Genomic DNA, 17,038 nt, shown 5'->3' with positions numbered 1-17,038 from the left:
GGGAGTGGCAATGCAGCCAGACAGCTCAGGACCGGCGCGCACCGTGGCGGAGGCCGCCGCCGCGGCGCGGCCGCAGCAGAACCCGCTCCGAGGGCGCACCGCGCTGGTGACCGGTGGTTCGCGCGGGCTCGGCCGGGAGATCTCGATCGCCTTCGCCGCCGCCGGTGCGGATGTGGCCGTGGTGTCCCGGAAGAAGGACGCCTGCGAGCAGCTCGCGGGTGAACTCGCCGAGGCCACGGGACGCCGGGTGACCGCGCACGGGGCTCACGTCGGTGATTGGGAACGACTCCCCGCCTTGCTCGACGAGGTGGAGCAGTCCCTCGGGCCGGTCGACGTCGTCGTGAACAACGCGGGCATCGCTCCGGTCTACCCGAGCCTGGCCGAGGTGTCGGAGCAGCTGTTCGACAAGGTGATCGGAGTCAACCTCAAGGGGCCGTTCCGCCTGATGGCCCTCGCGGGCGAGCGGATGGCTTCCCGCGAGGGCGGCGCCATCCTCAACATCTCCTCGATGGCCTCGGTTCGACCGACTCGCGGCGACCTGCCGTACGCGGCGGCGAAGTCGGCGTTGAACACGCTCACCGCGGGCTTCGCGCAGGAGTACGGGCCGCTGGTGCGGGTGAACACGATCCTCGCGGGACCGTTCTTCACCGACATCAGTTCGGCGTGGGACATGGACGCCTTCGAGGAGATGGCCGAGACCTGGCCCTCGAAGCGCGGAGGTGATCCCTCGGAGATCGTCGGAGCTGCGCTGCACCTGTGCGGACCGACGTCCAGCTACACGACCGGATCGCTGCTGGCCGTCGACGGGGGGAGGCTGGCCGCGCCATGACAGGAGTCGCCATGAGGTTGGTGGACGACGCGCTCGTCACCGACACGCCTGACGGACCCGCGTTGCTGGGCAGCCGGTGCGCCGACTGCGCCGCCTGCACGTTCCCGCGGCAGGCCGGGTGCCCGCGCTGCACCGGAGATTCCATGGTGGACACTCCGCTGGCGCGCAACGGCACGCTCTGGACGTTCACGGTCCAGGGCTTCCGCCCGAAGGAGCCGTACGCGGGACCGGAGGAGTTCGAACCGTTCGGGTTGGGCTACGTCGAGCTGCCGGGACAGCTCCTGGTGGAAACCCGGTTGACGGAATCGGATCCGGAGGCGCTGGAGATCGGGATGCCGATGCACCTGGAGCTGGTGCCGTTCCGGACGGCTGACGACGGCGCGACGGTGCACACCTTCGCGTTCGCCCCGGACCGGGAGGTGGGGACATGACGGGCGGAGTGGCGATCGTCGGGATCGGGATTCACCGGTTCGGACGGACCAAGGGCGTCTCCGGCCGCGCTCAGGCGGTGCACGCCGCGCGGGAGGCGTTGCGGGACGCGGGCCTGTCCTTCTCGGACATGCAGTTCGGGTTCGGCGGCTCGCACTCGGCCGGGGACGCCGACACGCTGGTCTCGGAGTTGGGGCTGACCGGGTTGCCGTTCATCAACGTGGCCAACGGTTGTGCCACCGGTGGTTCGGCGCTGATCTCGGCCGACGCCGCGATCCGCTCCGGGCAGCACGACCTCGGCATCGTGATCGGCTTCGACAAGCACCCCAGGGGCGCGTTCAACGTCGACCCGGCCGAGCACGGCATCGGCTCGTGGTACGGCGAAACCGGGATGATGGTCACCACCCAGTTCTTCGGCATGAAGATCCAGCGGTACCTGCACGACCACGACATCAGCCCCGACGTCCTCGCGTTGATCGCGGAGAAGTCGTTCCGCAACGGAGCGCTGAACCCGAACGCGTGGCGGCGAGCCGAGCTCACCGCGGGCGACATCGCCGCAGCGCCGATGATCTCGCACCCGCTGACCCAGTACATGTACTGCTCGCCGGGTGAGGGCGCGGTCGCCCTGGTGCTGTGCCGCGCGGAGGAGGCGAGCCGGTACACCGACAAGCCGATCTTCCTGCGCGGAGCGGCGTTCCGCAGCCGGCGCTACGGATCGTTCGAGGTGTACGCGCCCTGGATCGCCGTGGAGCGCGCGGAGTCGCCGACGGTGGAGGCGTCGCGGGCGGCGTTCGAGGCCGCCGAGATCGCTCCGTCCGAAGTGGACGTGGCGCAGATCCAGGACACCGAGTCCGGTGCGGAGCTGATGCACATGGCCGAGACCGGGCTGTGCGAGCACGGCGAGCAGGAGCGGCTGATCAAGGCCGGGGACAACGCGATCCACGGGCGGCTGCCGATCAACACCGACGGCGGGTGCATCGCCAACGGTGAGCCGGTCGGCGCCTCCGGGCTGCGCCAGATCTACGAGAACGCGCTCCAGCTGCGCGGAGACGCCGGCGCCCACCAGGTGCCGTCTCCACCGCGGGTGGGGTTCACGCATGTCTACGGTGCGCCGGGGATCAGCGCGTGCACGGTTCTGACCCGTTGAGAGGACGATGGGCATGGCTTGGGATTTCGAGACCGACCCCGATGTGCAGCGGGAGCTGGACTGGGTCGAGGAGTTCGTCCGCGACGAGGTCGAACCGGTGGACCAGGTGGTCGAGCACGCCTGGAACACCCGCGACCCGCGGCGCAACGCGCTGATCAGGCCGCTGCAGGAGCGGGTGCGGGACCGCGAGCTGTGGGCCTGCCACCTGGGACCGGAGCTGGGTGGTAAGGGGTACGGGCAGCTGCGGTTGGCGCTGCTGAACGAGAAGCTGGGTCGCACGCACTCCGGGCCGGTCGTGTTCGGTTGCCAGGCACCGGATTCGGGGAACGCGGAGATCCTCGCCCATTACGGCAGCGATTTCCTGAAGAAGACCTACCTGGATCCCTTGATCGAGGGCTCCATCGTGTCCTCGTTCTCGATGACGGAGCCGCACGGTGGGTCCGACCCGACGGGCTTCCGCACCACCGCGGTGCTCGATGGGGACAGCTGGGTCATCAACGGGGAGAAGTGGTTCTCCTCGCACGCGTTGTTCGCCGAGTTCCTGATCGTGCTGGCGGTGACCGAGCCGGACGCCCCGCCGCACGAGCGGATGTCGATGTTCGTGGTGCCCGCGGACGCACCGGGGGTCGAGCGGGTGCGGGACGTGTCGGTGTGGGGGCACGAGGAGGCCGTGGGAACCCACCAGTACCTGCGCTACACCGATGTTCGGGTGCCGGCGGAGAACCTGCTGGGGCGGCGCGGCGAAGGTTTCACCGTCGCGCAGACCCGGCTCGGGGGTGGCCGCATCCACCACGCGATGCGCACCGTCGGGTTGGTCCAGCGCGCGTTCGAGCTGATGAAGCGCCGCGCGGTGTCGCGCACCACGAAGGGCGCGCGGTTGGCGGACAAGCAGCTGGTGCAGGAGATGATCGCCGACTCCTGGATCCAGATCGAGCAGTTCCGGCTGCTGGTGCTGCGGACCGCGTGGAAGATCGACGAGCACAACGACTACCGCGCGGTGCGCGCCGACATCGCCGCGGTGAAGGCGGCGATGCCGAAGGTGCTGATGGACGTCTCGTCCCGAGCCATCCAGATCCACGGCTCGCTGGGCATCTCCAAGGAGCTGCCGTTCGGCAAGTGGGTGATGGAGTCGTTCCACATGGGCCTCGCCGACGGTGCCACCGAGGTCCACAAGACCAACCTCGCCAAGGCGCTGCTGCGCAGCACGACGCCGGATGACGGGCTCTTCCCGCCCTACACCGGGCCCGAACTCACCCGGGAGGCGCTCGGTCGGTACGCGGAGCTGCTCGCGGACGCGGACGAGGCCGAACCGGTGGCGGGTGGTGCGGCGTGACCGGTCGAAGGCTGACGCACGACGCGGACGTCGAGGAGTTCCGCGGTGCCGTCCGGGACTTCCTGCGCGAGCACGCGGACACCACGGCGGTGTTCGGCGCGATGCGCGAGGAGCGTGCCTGGGATCCCGCGGTGTGGAGCCGGCTCGCCGGCGAGCTCGGCGTGGTCGGGCTGGACGTGCCCGAGACCTACGGCGGCGCGGGCGCCGGGTTCCGGCCGGTCGCGGTCGTGGCCGAGGAGCTGGGCCGATCCCTGGTCCGGCTGCCGTGGTTGGCCACCGCCGTGCTCGGCGTCGGCGTGCTCCTGCGCGCCGAGGGTGCGGAGGCCGAGGACCGCAGGAGGCAGCTGCTGCCCGCGCTGGCGGGCGGTGAGCGCACCGCCACGCTGGCCTGGGCCGAAACCCCGGACCGCTGGGACGAGAACAGCATCCAGGCGCGCGCCGCGCACGACGGCGACACCTGGCGCCTCACCGGCCGCAAGCTCCTGGTCGTCGAAGGCGCCACGACGGATCTGCTGTTCGTCGCGGCCCGGGCGGAAGACGGGCTGGCGCTGTTCGTCGTCGAAGGGGACGCGCCGGGTGTGGTCCGCACCGCCGACCGCGCGATGGACCCGAACCGCCAACTGGCCACCGTCGCCTTCGACGGAGCGCCGGCACGGCTGGTCAGCGATCCGGGCACGGGCGAGCGGGTGCTCGCGCGGGTGCGCGACCGCGCGGTGACGGCGCTGGCCTGCGAGCAGACCGGCGGCGCGGCGGCGTCGCTCGACATGGCCGTCGAGCACGTCAGCAACCGCGTGCAGTTCGGACGTCCGATCGGGATGCTGCAGGCGATCAAGCACCGCTGCGCCGACATGGCCGTGGAGCTCGAGTCCGCGCGGTCGGCGTCGCTGTGGGCCGCCTGCGCGATCGCGGAGGACTCGTCGGAGGCCGGCATCGCCGCCGCCACCGCCGCGCTGGCCTGCAGCCGGTCCTACGAGTACGTCGCCGCCGAGACCATCCAGGTGCACGGCGGCATCGGGTTCACCTGGGAGCACCCGGCGCACCTGCACTTCCGCCGGGCGGCCACGAGCGCGGTGCTCTTCGGTGACCGTCACGCCCACCAGGAGAGCCTGCTGACCGGTCTGCGCGTCGACGCCGAGTGACCGGTGACCGGTGGAACCCGGTGACCGGCGGAATGCGGGAGGACCGCGTGCCTGCCGCCGATATGGAGGATCAACGGTGACCTCAACCATCAGCGAAACCACACCCCGGGAACAGCTGCTCGTCGGCAAGCGCGCCAGCATCGCGGCCGCTGCCGGCACGGCGGTGGAGTACTACGACTTCGCGATCTACGGCTACCTCGCGGTGGTCATCGCGCCGGTGTTCTTCCCGTCCAGCAGCGGGGCCGCGAGCCTGCTGTCCACGTTGGCGCTCATCGGAGGCGGGTTCTTCGCCCGCCCGATCGGCGGTTTCGTCTTCAGCCGCCTCGGTGACCGGCTCGGCCGAAGACGCGTCCTGCTCATCACCGTGACGATCATGGGAGTGGCGACCTTCGGCGCGGGTCTGCTTCCCCCGTTCGCGAGCATCGGTGTCGCCGCGCCGCTGCTGTTGGCCGTGCTGCGCGTGGCGCAGGGCATCTCGGCCGGTGGTGAGGTCGGCGGGGCGACCGCGCTGGCCAACGAATCGGCACCGCCGAAGCGGCGCGGGTTCTTCGGGTCGGCGACGTCGATCGGTTGCGCGGTCGGGATGTCGACCGCGTCGATCGTCGTCGGAGTCCTGAGCGTGCTGCTGACCGATGCGCAGATGTCGGCGTGGGGCTGGCGGGTCCCGTTCCTGCTCGCCGGGCCGCTGCTGATCGGGTGCCTGCTCTACCGGATCCGGGTGGAGGATTCCCCGCTGTTCAAGGAGATGCTGGCGACCTCCGAGCCCGTGAAGGCACCGGTCATGGAGGTCATGAAGAACCACCGCCGCGCCCTGCTGCTGACGATCGGCATCGGCTTCGCCCAGCTGACGGCCGGCAGCCTCGCCTCGATCTACATCGTGGTGCACCTGACGAAGGTGCTGGATTACGAGCTCTCCGGGTCGATGTGGGTCACCGCGATCGTGTCGCTGATGCCGCTGCTCCTCATCCCGCTGGCCGGACGTCTCAGCGACCGGTACGGCAGGCGCGCGGTGCTGCTGTCCGGTTTCGGCGGGTTCGTCGTCCTCGCCGTGCCGTGCTTCGCGCTGATGGAGCTGGGCAGCTACCCGCTCGCACTCGCCGCGGGCCTGGTCCTCAACGTCCCGTTCGCGGCCGTGCAGGGGGTCGTGTACACGCAGTTCTCCGAGTGGTTCCCCACCCGGGTTCGGCACAGCGGCGTGTCGCTCGGGTTCAACATCGCGGGCGTGATCGGTTCGGGCCCGGTGTCGTTCGTCGCGACGTGGCTGGTGGTCTCCACCCACATGACGATGAGCCCGGCGTTCTACATGGTCGGCAGTGCTGCGGTGGGCCTGGTGATCGCCTGGTTCATCCGGGAGACCTCGCACGACGATCTTCGCGGAGGTGTGGTGAGCGATGTTTGATCTGCTGGTGCTCGGCGGTGGTATCGCCGGGATGACGGCTGCGGCCGCGACGGTCCGCGGCGGCGGTTCGGCGATGGTGGTGGAGAAGGGACCCTCGCTCGGCGGATCGGGCCAGTACGCCGGATACATCTGGACCGCGCCCGACCACGAGGTGATGGACCGGGTGAACCCCGGCGGTGACCTCGGGCTGAAACGGGCGCTGGTGGACGATTTCGCCGACGCCGTGGAGTGGATCGGTTCGCTGGGCGTCCGCTGCGGCGAGCAGGTGCCGGTGATCGGCTACGGGCGCGGGCACCGGTTCGACACGGCGCAGTACGTCGACGGCTGCAGGCACGTGGTGGCGGAGAACGGCGAGATCGTCACCGGGGCAGCGGCCCAGCGTCTGCTCCTCGACGACGGCGCGGTGCGCGGCGCGGAGATAGGTCTGGCCGACGGGGCGGTGCGAACGGTGGAGGCGAAGGCGACGCTGCTGGCCACCGGCGGCTTCCAAGCGGACCCCGAGCTGCGCGCACGCTACCTGCACGAGCAGGCGCGAGACGTCGAGCTGCGTTCGAACCCGTTCAGCGATGGGGACGGACTGCGGCTGGCCGCCGAGGCCGGTGCGGCGATCGGATCGGAGGGCGCCGGGTTCTACGGGCACCTGATCCCGTCCGGTGTCTCGTTGGAACCGGAGCTGTTCGTGGACATCACGCTCTACTACAGCGAGCACGCCGCCCTGTTCAACCTGGCGGGGGAGCGGTTCGTGGACGAGACGGCGGCGGACCACCTCACGGCCATGGCGCTGCTCGAACAACCCGAGGCGCGGGGCCTGCTGGTCACCGACGCCCGCGGCTACCGGGAGCGGATCACCGGTGCGTACGTCGAGGGTGGCGACAGCCTCGACAGGTTCGCGCTCGCGCGGTCCCGGGGCGCGCGGTGCGTGGTCGCCGACAGCGTCTCCGACTTCGCCGAGATGCCCGCCGAGTGGGGCTACGACGGCCCCAAGATCGCCAAGGAGCTGGGTCGCCTCGCCAAGGGCGACTCAGCGCTGCCCGCGCGGGAGTCCGACCCGCGGCCGCTGGACGAACCGCCGTACTACGTCGTGGAGGCGCGGCCGGCGGTGACGTTCCCGTTCACCGGTGTCCGGATCGACCCGCAGGCGCGGGTCCTGGCGGAGGACGGTGCGCCGATCCCGGGCCTGCTCGCGGCGGGAGCCGACGTCGGCGGCCTGTACGAGCGCGCCTACGCCGGGGGACTGGCGCCGGCGATCGTGTTCGGGCGGCGCGCCGCCGCCGGAGCCCTCGTGAACTGATATCGGTTGGCATCTATGCTGGGTCCCCACCGACGGAGGGAAAGGTGTGGGCGTCGATACGTTGCGGGAGGCCGACGACGGCCCCAGGTCGAAGCGGGCGGCGATCCTGGGCGCTGCCGTGGAACATTTCGGTGAGGTCGGTTTCGAGGCCACCAAGTGGTCGGAGATCGCCAAGCACGTCGGCATCGGCCAGACCGCGCTGTACCACTACTTCGAGTCGAAGGCGCATTGCCTGTTGACGGTGATGCGCATCGGTCTGCACAACTCGGACGAGGCGTTCCGCACGGCGACCGCCGACGCGCCGAGCGCGCACGAGGCGCTGCGCCGGGCGGTGCGCAGCGCCTACGACATCTCGGATCTGGAAGTGCGGCAGAACCGGATCCTGCAGGCCAACATCGCGTTGCTGGTCAGCGAGCGCAGCTCGGAGCGGGAGGAGGCCGAACGGCTGGCCTGCCGGGAACTGGTCGCCACGATCGAGCGGAACTGGACGGAGCTGCTCCGCCGGGGGATGGACTCCGGTGAGTTCGCCCGCCGAGATCCGCAGCTGCTGGCGCGCACGCTGCTGGGCACGATCGTCGCCGTGTGGCGCTGGTACCGACCGGGCGGTGAGACCAGCCTCGACGAGATCTGCGAGCTGGTGACCCACTGCTGCGTGCGCATCGTGACGCCGTGACCACGTGCCACGTGCGCCCGGGTGGCGAGCGAGCCCGCGGCGTTCCCCGCTGATCCCTGATCGCTCGTCCCAGCAGCCCTGAACGGCCGCTGCGCCGATTCTCCGTTGATCCGATACCGCTGCGAGCAGCGGCCATCCGTTGCGCTCCCCGCGCGTCTACTCCGACGTCCGCGCGGGGAGCGTCGTCCTGTTCCCGCATCTTCTGCGCGGCTGGGCGATTTTGAGTCTTGCTTCGAGTTTTGGGGCGCGCTAGCGTCAGTTTTAGCAAACTGAATTCAGCTTAGTTGTCGGACGGGCTGGGTGCCCACCCAGCGGCCGATCTCGTTCCGGCTGGTGTACCACCTCGTCAACGGCGACAGGGAGGAGCCGCACGTGCTCATCGCAGACTACTTCGCACGGCTGGACGGCCCGGATCCGTTGACCGGGCTGGAGCTGGTGGAGCCCGATATCGAGTTCCTCCTCGCGCTGCCGGGCAGCGAGATTTCCGGCCGCGGTCTGGACGATCTCGGCTCCTACATCTCGGGCCGCCCGGCGGTCGGGCGCAAGCACCGCGTTCTCAGGTCCTGCCGCGACCACGAGCTGGAGATGGTCTACGGCGTGGTCGTCGAAGGGCCGGAGGAGAAGCCCACCGGTTCGTTCGCCTCTGTCGGTGTGGTCTCGCCCCACGACAGGCTGGCGCGCTACCAGGCGTTCTTCCACCCGACGTTCTCCATGTTCCCCGAGGAGGCGGCATGACGACCACGGCAGGTGCACCCACGCTGAGCCGGTGGTTCGCGCTCATCGACTCCGACCGCCCCGAAGACATCCTCGACCTGATCGCGCCGGATTTCAGGTTCTCGATCGTGTTCGGCACGGGTGCGGGTCAGGCGACGGACTTCGCGGGCGGACGTGAGGCGCTCGAGGGGTATCTGCGGCAGCGTGAGAAGGGAGTGCTCACCCACCACGTGCTGTCGGCGAGCGTCGATGGCCACGACGAATTCGTGCTCGGTGAGACCAGGCGCGGCGACGCGTTCGAGTCGACCTTCGTCGCGGCCGCCCGGCTCGGAACCGACGGCGACGTGAGCAATTTGATGATCGGTCGCTCGCCCATGTTGGAGCTGCACGAGCCCAGCTGAGCGAGCGCCGGACGTGGAAGGACGAATGCTGACATGTTCAATCTGGCTTTGCTGGCCTCCCGCCCCCCGGAGTGGACCCACGAGCAGTTCATCGAGTGGTGGCGCGGCGAACACGCTGAGGTGACGTATCCGCTGCCGGGCCTGCGGGCGTGGCGGCACACCGCGATCACCAGCGCGATGGAGCCGCGCTCCGAGGGCTGGGACGGGTTGTCGGTGCTGAGCTTCGATTCCGAAGAAGCGGCGCGCGCGGCGCTGGCCAGCGCTGAGTGGGACGCGGCGGTCCGCCACGTCGGGCGCATGCGGGGCAAGCGCCTCGCAGTGCTCGGCGAAGAGCGGGAAATGTTCTTGGGCTGAGTCCCTGAGCCAACGGAGGCGAAATTCAATGCGGGAACTGGTGGCCGAACTCGAGTCCAGAGCAGCCACATCGGCCGCCGCCGGCGACGCGGTCATCGCCGCCGACGCCGACGGCGAGCACTCGCTGCGCGAGTTGCTGCGCGCCGCCGAAGAACTGTCGACCGCGGTGCGCGACGTCGCCGGACCGCAGGCGACGATCTTGGTGCAGGCGGACAACTCCTGGCGAACCGTGGTCGCCGCCCTCGCCGCGGGCAAGCTGGACGGCACGCTCGGTCTGCTCAGCCACCACGCGACTCGCGCCGAGTACGACGCGGCGTGCGAGGACATCGACCCGGCCGTGGTGATCGCCTCGCCGGAATGCCTCGGCGAGTGGTCACCGGATTCCGATGGCCCGCAGGTGCTCGACGGGTGGGGCAGCCGAACGCGGACGGCGAGGCCGGGCCCGCGTTGGAACGGCGGCGTGGTGATCGGCCTGACCTCCGGGTCGACCGGCCGCCCCAAGGGCGTGGTGCAATCCGAGGCGGCGCTGCGCTACGCCGGGCGGAGCACCATCGAGGTGGTCGGTCTCGCTTCCGGTGACTCTGTCGCGGCGCTGGTCCCGCTGTCGTCGGCAGCGGCGTTCTGCTTCGGCCTGTACCTGCCGCTCATGCTCGGCGGCCGCATCGTGTTCCTGGACCGGTGGCACCCGCCGACCGCGTTGCGGCTGATGGCCGAGCACGACGTCCGCTGGACGATGTGCGTGCCGACGATGGTCCTGCAGCTGGCGAGCTCCGTGGAGGGCGACCGGCCGCTGCGCGGTGTCCGGGCGATGACGATCGGCGGCGGCCCGATGGAGGAGGCGGCGCTGGCGCGCGCGGAGGAGCGCCTCGGGACGCGGATCCTGCGCGTGTTCGGCATGTCCGAGTGCCTGGGGCACACCTCGCCGCGGCTGGACGACCCCGACGAGACGCGGCTGGGCACCGATGGCCGACCGTTCCCCGGTACGGACCTGCGCGTGGTCGACCTGGACGGCGCGCGGGTTCCAGCGGGCGAGATCGGGCGGGCGCAGGTGCACGGGCCATCGCTGTTCCTCGGGTACGCGCGCAGCGGCACCGTCGACTCGCCCGAGGTGACCGCGGACGGCTACTTCCCGACCGGGGACCTGATGTCGGTTCGGGCTGACGGTGTGGTGTCGGTGCGGGGCAGGGAGAAGGACGTGATCATCCGCGGCGGCCGCAACATCGACATCGTCGAGGTCGAGACCGCCCTGGCCTCGCACCCGTCCGTCGAGCAGCTGTGCATCGTGCCGGTGCCGGACGAGCTCCTGGGCGAACGGGTCGCGGTGCTGGTCGTGACGCCGGACGCCGGCTTCGACCTCGACGCCGCGACGGCGCATCTGGACCAGCGCGGGCTGATGAAGGGCAAGTGGCCCGAGTACCTGTTCCGAGTGGACGAGCTGCCGCTGAACCGGGTCGGCAAGCTGTCGCGGGCGGATGCCGCCCGCATGGCCCGCGAGCTCAGCGAGCGCAGCGCCGTCTGACGGCTCGACGGGAAGAGGTGAACGGGGCCGTCCTTCGAGGTGGAGGACGGCCCCGTTGATCTGCCGGGACTACCTGGCGGTCCAGCCGCCGTCGACGTGGAGCTCCGAACCGGTCGTGTACCCGGCGTCGTCGCTGGCCAGGTGGGCGACTGCGGCGGCGACCTCCTCGGGGCGTCCCAACCTGCCCATCGGGGTGTTGGCGAGCATGGCCCGGTGCCGTTCGCTGCCGTCGAAGCGCTCGTGCAGCTGGGCGGTGCCGATGAACCCGGGCACCACCGCGTTGACGCGGACACCGCGCTGGGCCCAGTGCAGAGCTGCGTTCGCGGTCATCGCGCGCACAGCGCCCTTCGCGGCGGCGTAGCCGAAGCTGTTGGCCAGGCCGCCACCGGTGCCGAGGATCGACGCGATGTTGACGATCGCCCCTCCGCCGCTGCGCTCGATCAGCGGTCCGCAGTGCTTCATGCCGAGCCAGGTGCCCCGCTGATCGATGTCGATCACGCGTTCCCAGTGCTGCGCCGTCTCGTCCTCGACGGTGGCCAGGCTGCCGATGCCGGCGTTGTTGACCAGCACGTCGAGACCTCCGCGCTCGGCCTCCACCGCCGTCGTCACCTCCTGCCACCGCTGCTCATCGGCGACGTCGAGCGCGTGGACCGCCCCGTCGGCACCGAGGTCGGCGGCCAGTCGTTCGCACGCGTCGGCGTCGACGTCCGTGATGATCACCCGCGCACCTTCCTCGATGAGTCTGCGCACGATGGGGACGCCGAGCCCACCGGTGGCACCGGTGACGAGCGCTGTGCTGCCGTTGAATCGCCTGGTCACATGGCCTCCTCAGAAACTGAACTGGAGTCAGTTTAGACAGTCGACCGCGCGAGCCCCAGCCTTCGACGCCTATGCAACTGAATTCAGTTCTGTTAATCTCGACTTGCTCGAGCGGCCGTGGAGTTTGCAAGCCCGGCGCGCCGGAAGTCCTCAGAGCGGCCCCATCCGGTTCGGCCGTCCCGCGTTGTTCAACTTCGTCGTACCTGGAGAAACCATGCCCGAGGCCTACATCGTCGAGGCACTTCGCACGCCGGTCGGTCGCCGCGGTGGCGGGCTCAGCGCCCTCCACCCGAACGATCTCGGCGCGCGCGTTCTGGCCGCGTTGATGGCCAAGACCGGCATCGATCCGGCCGCGGTCGATGACGTGATCCTGGGGTGCGTCGACCAGATGGGAGCGCAGGCCGGGAACGTCGCCCGCAACGCGTGGCTGAGCGCCGGGCTGCCGGAGACGGTCCCGGCGACCACGATCGACCGTCAGTGCGGGTCTTCCCAGCAGGCGATCCACTTCGCGGCGCAGGCGGTGATGTCCGGGACCCAGGACCTCGTCGTCGCCGGTGGCGTCGAAGTGATGTCGCTGGTGCCGCTCGCGAGTCCGGCCGTTGTCGGCCGGCGCGAGGGGATGGGGTTCCCCTACGGCGGTGACGGTTGGGCGGACCGCTACGGGGACCAGGAGATCTCCCAGTTCCGCGGCGCCGAGCTCATCGCCGAGAAGTGGGGCATCGCGCGCGAGGACATGGAGCGGCTGGCCTTCGACAGCCACCAGCGCGCCACCGCGGCCACCACCGGTGGTCTGTTCGCCGACGAAGTCGTGCAGGTCGGTGATGTCGCCGCTGACGAAGGTCCGCGGCCCCGCAGCTCGCTGGAGAAGATGGCGGGCCTGAAGCCACTCCGCGAGGGAGGTCGGCTCACCGCCGCCGTGTCGAGCCAGATCTCTGATGGCGCGTCCGCGGTCCTGATCGCATCGGAGGAGGCGGTGCGGGTGCACGGACTCGCACCGCTGGCCAGGATTCACACCATGGCGGTCGTGGGGTCCGACCCGGTGTTCATGCTCACGGGCCCGATCCCCGCGACGGAAGCGGTCCTGGCCAAGGCCGGTCTCACGATCGACGAGATCGACTTGTTCGAGGTGAACGAGGCGTTCGCCTCGGTCGTCCTCGCCTGGCTGAAGGAATCCGGCGCCTCTTGGGAGAAGACGAACGTGCTCGGCGGGGCCATCTCGCTGGGCCACCCGCTCGGCGCGACCGGGGCCAGGCTCATGACCACCCTGGTCCACCACCTGGGCCGGACCGGCGGCCGGTACGGCCTCCAGACCATGTGCGAAGGCGGCGGGATGGCGAACGCGACAGTGATCGAGCGCATCTGACGACACGAGAGCGAGGTCCGAGATGACCGAGGAGCTGTTCGTCGATCGTCGACGGAGGCCGGAAACGTCCACCAGTGGTGACAGCTCGGAAGGACCACCTGTCGCGGTCGAGATTCGGGATTCGATCGCGCACGTGGTCATGCGACGCGGAGACCAGGGCAACCCCATCGATCTCGTGATGGCGTGCGCACTTCTGGACGCCGCGCGGATCTGCCGCCGCGCGAACGCCCGGGTCGTGCTGCTGCGCGGCGAGGGGCACTCGTTCTGCGTCGGAGGCGACCTTCGCGACTTCTCGGCGGTGGACGCCGAGGACCGGCGGGATCACCTGATCTCCGTCACCGACGCCCTGCACGACGCGCTGCGCATCTTCGCGTCGATGGAGGCACCGCTCATCGCCGCCGTCCACGGCGCGGTGGCCGGCGCCGGGGTGGGGCTGGCCGCTGCCGCGGACCTGACGATCGCCGCCGCGGACGCGGTGTTCCTGCTCGCCTACACCGGAATCGGCTATTCGCCGGATGCCGGGGTGACCTGGTGGCTACCGCGACTGGTCGGTCCGAAGCGCGCCGTGGAACTGCTGCTGACCAACCCGCGGATCTCCGCGGACGAGGCCGCTGCCATGGGGCTGATCACTCGCGTCACCGATGGCGGCGCGCTGATCGACGAGGCGCAGCAGCTCGCCGATCAACTGGCGCACGGCGCGACCGGGGCATTCGGCGCCACGAAACACCTCGTCGCCCAGGGGCTCTCCAGCGGACTGGACGCCCAACTGGACCGCGAGTCCCGGTCGCTGGCCGCAGCGGCGGCATCACCCGAGGGAATCGAGGGCTTGGCCGCGTTCCTCGCCAAGCGCCCACCGCGCTTCCTCCCTCCGCCCGAGGAGTGAGTCGCAGCCCGGATCCCTTTTCCTCCTTAGGGATACGGCCCGGCTTGGAAGGAATCTGCCGCTCTCGCAACTGAACTGAAGCAAGCTCCACCGAGCGAAGGGACGCGCGTGAAGGCGAAACTGGACAGGGGGCCGTGGGCCAGCAGCGGAGTCGAGGCGATCCGACCGGACGTGCACCGGATACCGCTGCCGCTGCCCGATGACGGTCTCCGGGCCGTCAACGTCTACGTGCTCGAAGACGGCGACGACGTCATCCTGATCGATGGCGGCTGGGCCATTCCCGAGTCGCGCCAGGCCCTCGAGACCGGACTGGCCGCGCTCGGTCACGACCTCGGCGACGTCAGCCACATCCTGGTCACGCACGTCCACCGGGACCACTACACCCAGGCCGTCGAGCTGCGCAGGCTGGTCGGCTCCCGGGTGTACCTGGGGGCCGGCGAACGTCCGGGACTGGAAATGCTGGACGAAGTCCGCACCGACGTCCCGGTCACCTTCCTGGACACGCTGCGGCGCGCGGGTGCCGACGAGCTCGCCGAGCGCGTGCTGCGCGACATGGGATGCGACGAGTTCGACGCGAGCATCTGGGAGGCGCCGGATCACTGGCTGGCGCCCGGCGTGATCCAGTTCGAGCGCCACGCGCTGCGCGTCGTCCCGACGCCCGGTCACACCAGAGGGCATGTCGTGTACCTCGACGAGAGCAGGGGCCTGCTGTACTCCGGTGATCACGTGCTTCCGCACATCACCCCGTCGATCGGCTTCGAACTGACCACAACCGGTCGGCCGCTCGCGGAATACCTGGACTCGCTGCACCTCGTCACCACGTTCGCCGACGCGGAGCTGCTGCCCGCGCACGGACCCGCCGGGGGCAGTGCGCACGCGAGAGCCGCCGAGTTGCTCGCGCATCACGACACGCGGCTCGACGACACCATCGACGCGCTCGGGCGCCGCACGAGCGATGCGTTCGCGGTGGCGCGGGATCTGCTGTGGACCAGGCGCGAGGTCCCGTTCGCAGAGCTCAACGCCTTCAACCAGATGCTCGCGGTGAACGAAACAGCCGCACACCTCGACGTGCTCGTCGAACGCGGACGACTCGCGTTCGAGCTCGTGTCGGGGGTGAAGCGGTACGTGCGGGCGGACGGCGATGGATGAGTCCGCCTTCGGATCGTTCTCGAAGTCGGTTCACGCTCCTACCAGTGGACGAGGTGCAAGATGCAGCTGCTCGCGGGGAAATCCGTGCTGGTGACCGGAGCGGCCCGTGGACTCGGTGCCGCCATCGCAGACGCGTGCGTGCGGCACGGTGCGCGGGTCCTGCTCACCGACGTGCTGACCGAGGAGTTGGAGCAGACCGCGGGCGCGCTGGGGGAGTCCGCGGCTCGTCACCCGCTCGACGTGACTGATCCCGCCTCCTGGGCGGAAGTGGCCGACGTCGTGCGCCGCGATCTCGGACGCCTCGACGTCCTCGTCAACAACGCCGGCCTCATCGTCGGGAAGACCCTCGCCGAGTCCAGCCACGCCGATCTCGAACGCAGTTTCCGGGTCAACGTCACGGGCACGTTCCTCGGCTTGCAGACGTTCGCCGAGCTCCACCGGGACAGCGGTGACCGGAGCGGATCGGTGATCAACGTCGCTTCGGTGCGCGGCTTGATCGGCGGCGCGGCCGCCACGACGTACTCGGCGACGAAGTTCGGCGTCCGCGGGCTCACCAAGTCGGCTGCGGTGGAGCTCGGGCCGCTGGGAATCCGGGTCAACGCCCTCTGCCCCGGACCGATCGAGAGCGACATGAGCGTCGGCAACCCGCAGTTCGGGCAGGCGGATTGGGGCGCGTACGCGGCGAAGCTGCCGTTGGGACGGCTCGGTCGTCCCTCGGACATCGGTGAAGCGGCGGCGTGGCTGGGTTCGGACCTGAGCGCGTTCGTCACCGGTGTGGACCTCCCCGTCGACGGGGGCCTGACGGCGACCTCGTACGGCATCGAGATGAAGGAGAGCGGCGCATGACCACCCAGCGGGTTCTGGTCACCGGTGCGGGTAGCGGCATCGGACGCGCGACGGCGGAGTGCTTCGCCCGGGACGGCGCGTCCGTCGTGGTCTGCGACGTGCGGGGCGATGCCGCAGCGGAGGTCGCCGAGTCGCTCGGCGAGGCATGCGTCGCCGTGGAGTGCGACGTGAGCGACGAGGACAGCGTCGCCCACGCGATGGCGGTCGGCGAAAAGCGTTTCGGCGGGCTCGATTCCGTCGTCGCCGCGGCCGGCATCGTGATCGGCGGCCCCGCGCACGAGATGTCGTCGGAGTCCTGGCACGCTCTCGTCGGCGTCAACCTCACCGGAATGTTCTTCACGGCCAAGCACGGCGTGCGGCAACTGCTCGCGGCCGGTGGTGGTTCCCTGGTCACCGTCGGCTCGGTCGGATCGCTCGTCGCCGCGGGACGCAGCGCCGCCTACGACGCCACGAAGGGCGGCGTCGTGCAGCTGACGCGTGGGATCGCGGCGGAGTACGCCGATCGCGGCGTCCGGGCCAATTGCGTGTGCCCCGGCTACGTCTCGACGAACCTGGCGGCCAACAGCGAGGGCGTCTACGGCGCTTCCGTGGCGGCAGCAGGCCCCCAGCGGCGGACGACGCCGCCCGTGCACCGCGCAGGTTCACCGGAGGAAATCGCGCAGGTCATCGCTTTCCTGTGCTCCCCAGGCGCGTCGTTCATGACCGGCGCCGCCGTCCCCGTCGACGGCGGCTACACGGCCGTCTGATCGG

General features: G+C 70.3%; 18 protein-coding genes. 17 read left to right on the top strand and 1 reads right to left on the bottom strand.

The window, feature by feature from the left end; translation table 11 throughout:
• The first annotated feature begins 10 nt into the window (after positions 1–10).
• The 12 genes from AB0J78_RS21160 (at position 11) to AB0J78_RS21105 (ending at position 11,228) form a co-directional block, all read left to right on the top strand.
• Positions 11–829 (top strand): SDR family oxidoreductase, encoded by an 819-nt coding sequence (locus AB0J78_RS21160; protein WP_363791531.1) that lies wholly within the window; start codon positions 11–13, stop codon positions 827–829.
• 11 nt (positions 830–840) lie between these two features.
• On the top strand, positions 841–1,260 hold the full coding sequence (locus tag AB0J78_RS21155) for an OB-fold domain-containing protein (protein WP_363791529.1): 420 nt from the start codon (positions 841–843) through the stop codon (positions 1,258–1,260).
• Positions 1,257–2,405, top strand: coding sequence for a thiolase family protein (locus AB0J78_RS21150; protein ID WP_363791527.1), 1,149 nt, complete (start codon positions 1,257–1,259; stop codon positions 2,403–2,405). The genes AB0J78_RS21155 and AB0J78_RS21150 overlap by 4 nt, the downstream gene beginning before the upstream one ends.
• Positions 2,406–2,418: 13 nt before the next feature.
• Positions 2,419–3,738: an acyl-CoA dehydrogenase family protein gene (locus AB0J78_RS21145; RefSeq protein WP_363791525.1), complete on the top strand. Its 1,320-nt coding sequence runs from the start codon at positions 2,419–2,421 to the stop codon at positions 3,736–3,738.
• Positions 3,735–4,877 (top strand): acyl-CoA dehydrogenase family protein, encoded by a 1,143-nt coding sequence (locus tag AB0J78_RS21140; RefSeq protein WP_363791523.1) that lies wholly within the window; start codon positions 3,735–3,737, stop codon positions 4,875–4,877. The genes AB0J78_RS21145 and AB0J78_RS21140 overlap by 4 nt, the downstream gene beginning before the upstream one ends.
• A gap of 76 nt (positions 4,878–4,953) precedes the next feature.
• Positions 4,954–6,276, top strand: coding sequence for an MFS transporter (locus AB0J78_RS21135; protein ID WP_363791521.1), 1,323 nt, complete (start codon positions 4,954–4,956; stop codon positions 6,274–6,276).
• On the top strand, positions 6,269–7,567 hold the full coding sequence (locus AB0J78_RS21130) for an FAD-binding protein (RefSeq protein ID WP_363791519.1): 1,299 nt from the start codon (positions 6,269–6,271) through the stop codon (positions 7,565–7,567). The genes AB0J78_RS21135 and AB0J78_RS21130 overlap by 8 nt, the downstream gene beginning before the upstream one ends.
• 46 nt (positions 7,568–7,613) lie before the next feature.
• Positions 7,614–8,240, top strand: a complete 627-nt coding sequence (locus AB0J78_RS21125) for a TetR family transcriptional regulator (protein ID WP_363791517.1) — start codon at positions 7,614–7,616, stop codon at positions 8,238–8,240.
• A gap of 300 nt (positions 8,241–8,540) precedes the next feature.
• Positions 8,541–8,975, top strand: coding sequence for a nuclear transport factor 2 family protein (locus AB0J78_RS21120; RefSeq protein WP_363791515.1), 435 nt, complete (start codon positions 8,541–8,543; stop codon positions 8,973–8,975).
• On the top strand, positions 8,972–9,355 hold the full coding sequence (locus tag AB0J78_RS21115; RefSeq protein WP_363791513.1) for a nuclear transport factor 2 family protein: 384 nt from the start codon (positions 8,972–8,974) through the stop codon (positions 9,353–9,355). The genes AB0J78_RS21120 and AB0J78_RS21115 overlap by 4 nt, the downstream gene beginning before the upstream one ends.
• A gap of 33 nt (positions 9,356–9,388) precedes the next feature.
• A complete protein-coding gene (locus AB0J78_RS21110) occupies positions 9,389–9,709 on the top strand; it encodes an EthD family reductase (protein WP_363791511.1) in 321 nt (106 codons plus the stop codon).
• 28 nt (positions 9,710–9,737) lie between these two features.
• Positions 9,738–11,228: an AMP-binding protein gene (locus tag AB0J78_RS21105; RefSeq protein ID WP_363791509.1), complete on the top strand. Its 1,491-nt coding sequence runs from the start codon at positions 9,738–9,740 to the stop codon at positions 11,226–11,228.
• A gap of 69 nt (positions 11,229–11,297) precedes the next feature.
• On the opposite strand, the gene AB0J78_RS21100 is transcribed toward AB0J78_RS21105, so the two are convergent.
• On the bottom strand, positions 11,298–12,047 hold the full coding sequence (locus AB0J78_RS21100) for an SDR family oxidoreductase (RefSeq protein ID WP_363791507.1): 750 nt from the start codon (positions 12,045–12,047) through the stop codon (positions 11,298–11,300).
• A gap of 214 nt (positions 12,048–12,261) precedes the next feature.
• Here AB0J78_RS21100 and AB0J78_RS21095 point away from each other — a divergent pair, with 214 nt between their 5' ends.
• From AB0J78_RS21095 to AB0J78_RS21075, 5 genes are all read left to right on the top strand, one after another.
• On the top strand, positions 12,262–13,410 hold the full coding sequence (locus tag AB0J78_RS21095) for an acetyl-CoA C-acetyltransferase (protein WP_363791505.1): 1,149 nt from the start codon (positions 12,262–12,264) through the stop codon (positions 13,408–13,410).
• Between the two features lie 34 nt (positions 13,411–13,444).
• Positions 13,445–14,293 carry an enoyl-CoA hydratase-related protein gene (locus AB0J78_RS21090; protein ID WP_363791710.1) on the top strand — a complete coding sequence of 283 codons (849 nt, stop codon included), beginning with the start codon at positions 13,445–13,447 and terminating at the stop codon, positions 14,291–14,293.
• 108 nt (positions 14,294–14,401) lie between these two features.
• Positions 14,402–15,442, top strand: coding sequence for an MBL fold metallo-hydrolase (locus tag AB0J78_RS21085; RefSeq protein ID WP_363791503.1), 1,041 nt, complete (start codon positions 14,402–14,404; stop codon positions 15,440–15,442).
• Positions 15,443–15,502: 60 nt separating this feature from the next.
• Entirely contained in the window at positions 15,503–16,288 is a 786-nt protein-coding gene (locus AB0J78_RS21080; RefSeq protein WP_363791501.1) for an SDR family NAD(P)-dependent oxidoreductase, read from the top strand.
• The gene (locus AB0J78_RS21075; protein ID WP_363791499.1) at positions 16,285–17,034 is read left to right on the top strand and encodes an SDR family oxidoreductase; all 750 of its coding nucleotides are present in this window, start codon (positions 16,285–16,287) and stop codon (positions 17,032–17,034) included. The genes AB0J78_RS21080 and AB0J78_RS21075 overlap by 4 nt, the downstream gene beginning before the upstream one ends.
• The last annotated feature ends 4 nt before the right edge of the window (positions 17,035–17,038 follow it).

Origin of the sequence: Saccharopolyspora sp. NPDC049426, from assembly GCF_040676935.1 — a bacterium.
GTDB lineage: Bacteria > Actinomycetota > Actinomycetes > Mycobacteriales > Pseudonocardiaceae > Saccharopolyspora.
Note: the sequence above shows the minus strand (reverse complement) of the source record. Positions and strands in the feature narration are given on the sequence as shown.

What these genes read in the sequence shown, in the direction of transcription:
- AB0J78_RS21160 (WP_363791531.1), top strand. Translation starts at nt 11, where the DNA reads ATGCAGCCAGACAGCTCAGGACCGGCGCGCACCGTGGCGGAGGCCGCC.
- AB0J78_RS21155 (WP_363791529.1), top strand. Translation starts at nt 841, where the DNA reads ATGAGGTTGGTGGACGACGCGCTCGTCACCGACACGCCTGACGGACCC.
- AB0J78_RS21150 (WP_363791527.1), top strand. Translation starts at nt 1,257, where the DNA reads ATGACGGGCGGAGTGGCGATCGTCGGGATCGGGATTCACCGGTTCGGA.
- AB0J78_RS21145 (WP_363791525.1), top strand. Translation starts at nt 2,419, where the DNA reads ATGGCTTGGGATTTCGAGACCGACCCCGATGTGCAGCGGGAGCTGGAC.
- AB0J78_RS21130 (WP_363791519.1), top strand. Translation starts at nt 6,269, where the DNA reads ATGTTTGATCTGCTGGTGCTCGGCGGTGGTATCGCCGGGATGACGGCT.
- AB0J78_RS21115 (WP_363791513.1), top strand. Translation starts at nt 8,972, where the DNA reads ATGACGACCACGGCAGGTGCACCCACGCTGAGCCGGTGGTTCGCGCTC.
- AB0J78_RS21110 (WP_363791511.1), top strand. Translation starts at nt 9,389, where the DNA reads ATGTTCAATCTGGCTTTGCTGGCCTCCCGCCCCCCGGAGTGGACCCAC.
- AB0J78_RS21105 (WP_363791509.1), top strand. Translation starts at nt 9,738, where the DNA reads ATGCGGGAACTGGTGGCCGAACTCGAGTCCAGAGCAGCCACATCGGCC.
- AB0J78_RS21095 (WP_363791505.1), top strand. Translation starts at nt 12,262, where the DNA reads ATGCCCGAGGCCTACATCGTCGAGGCACTTCGCACGCCGGTCGGTCGC.
- AB0J78_RS21080 (WP_363791501.1), top strand. Translation starts at nt 15,503, where the DNA reads ATGCAGCTGCTCGCGGGGAAATCCGTGCTGGTGACCGGAGCGGCCCGT.
- AB0J78_RS21075 (WP_363791499.1), top strand. Translation starts at nt 16,285, where the DNA reads ATGACCACCCAGCGGGTTCTGGTCACCGGTGCGGGTAGCGGCATCGGA.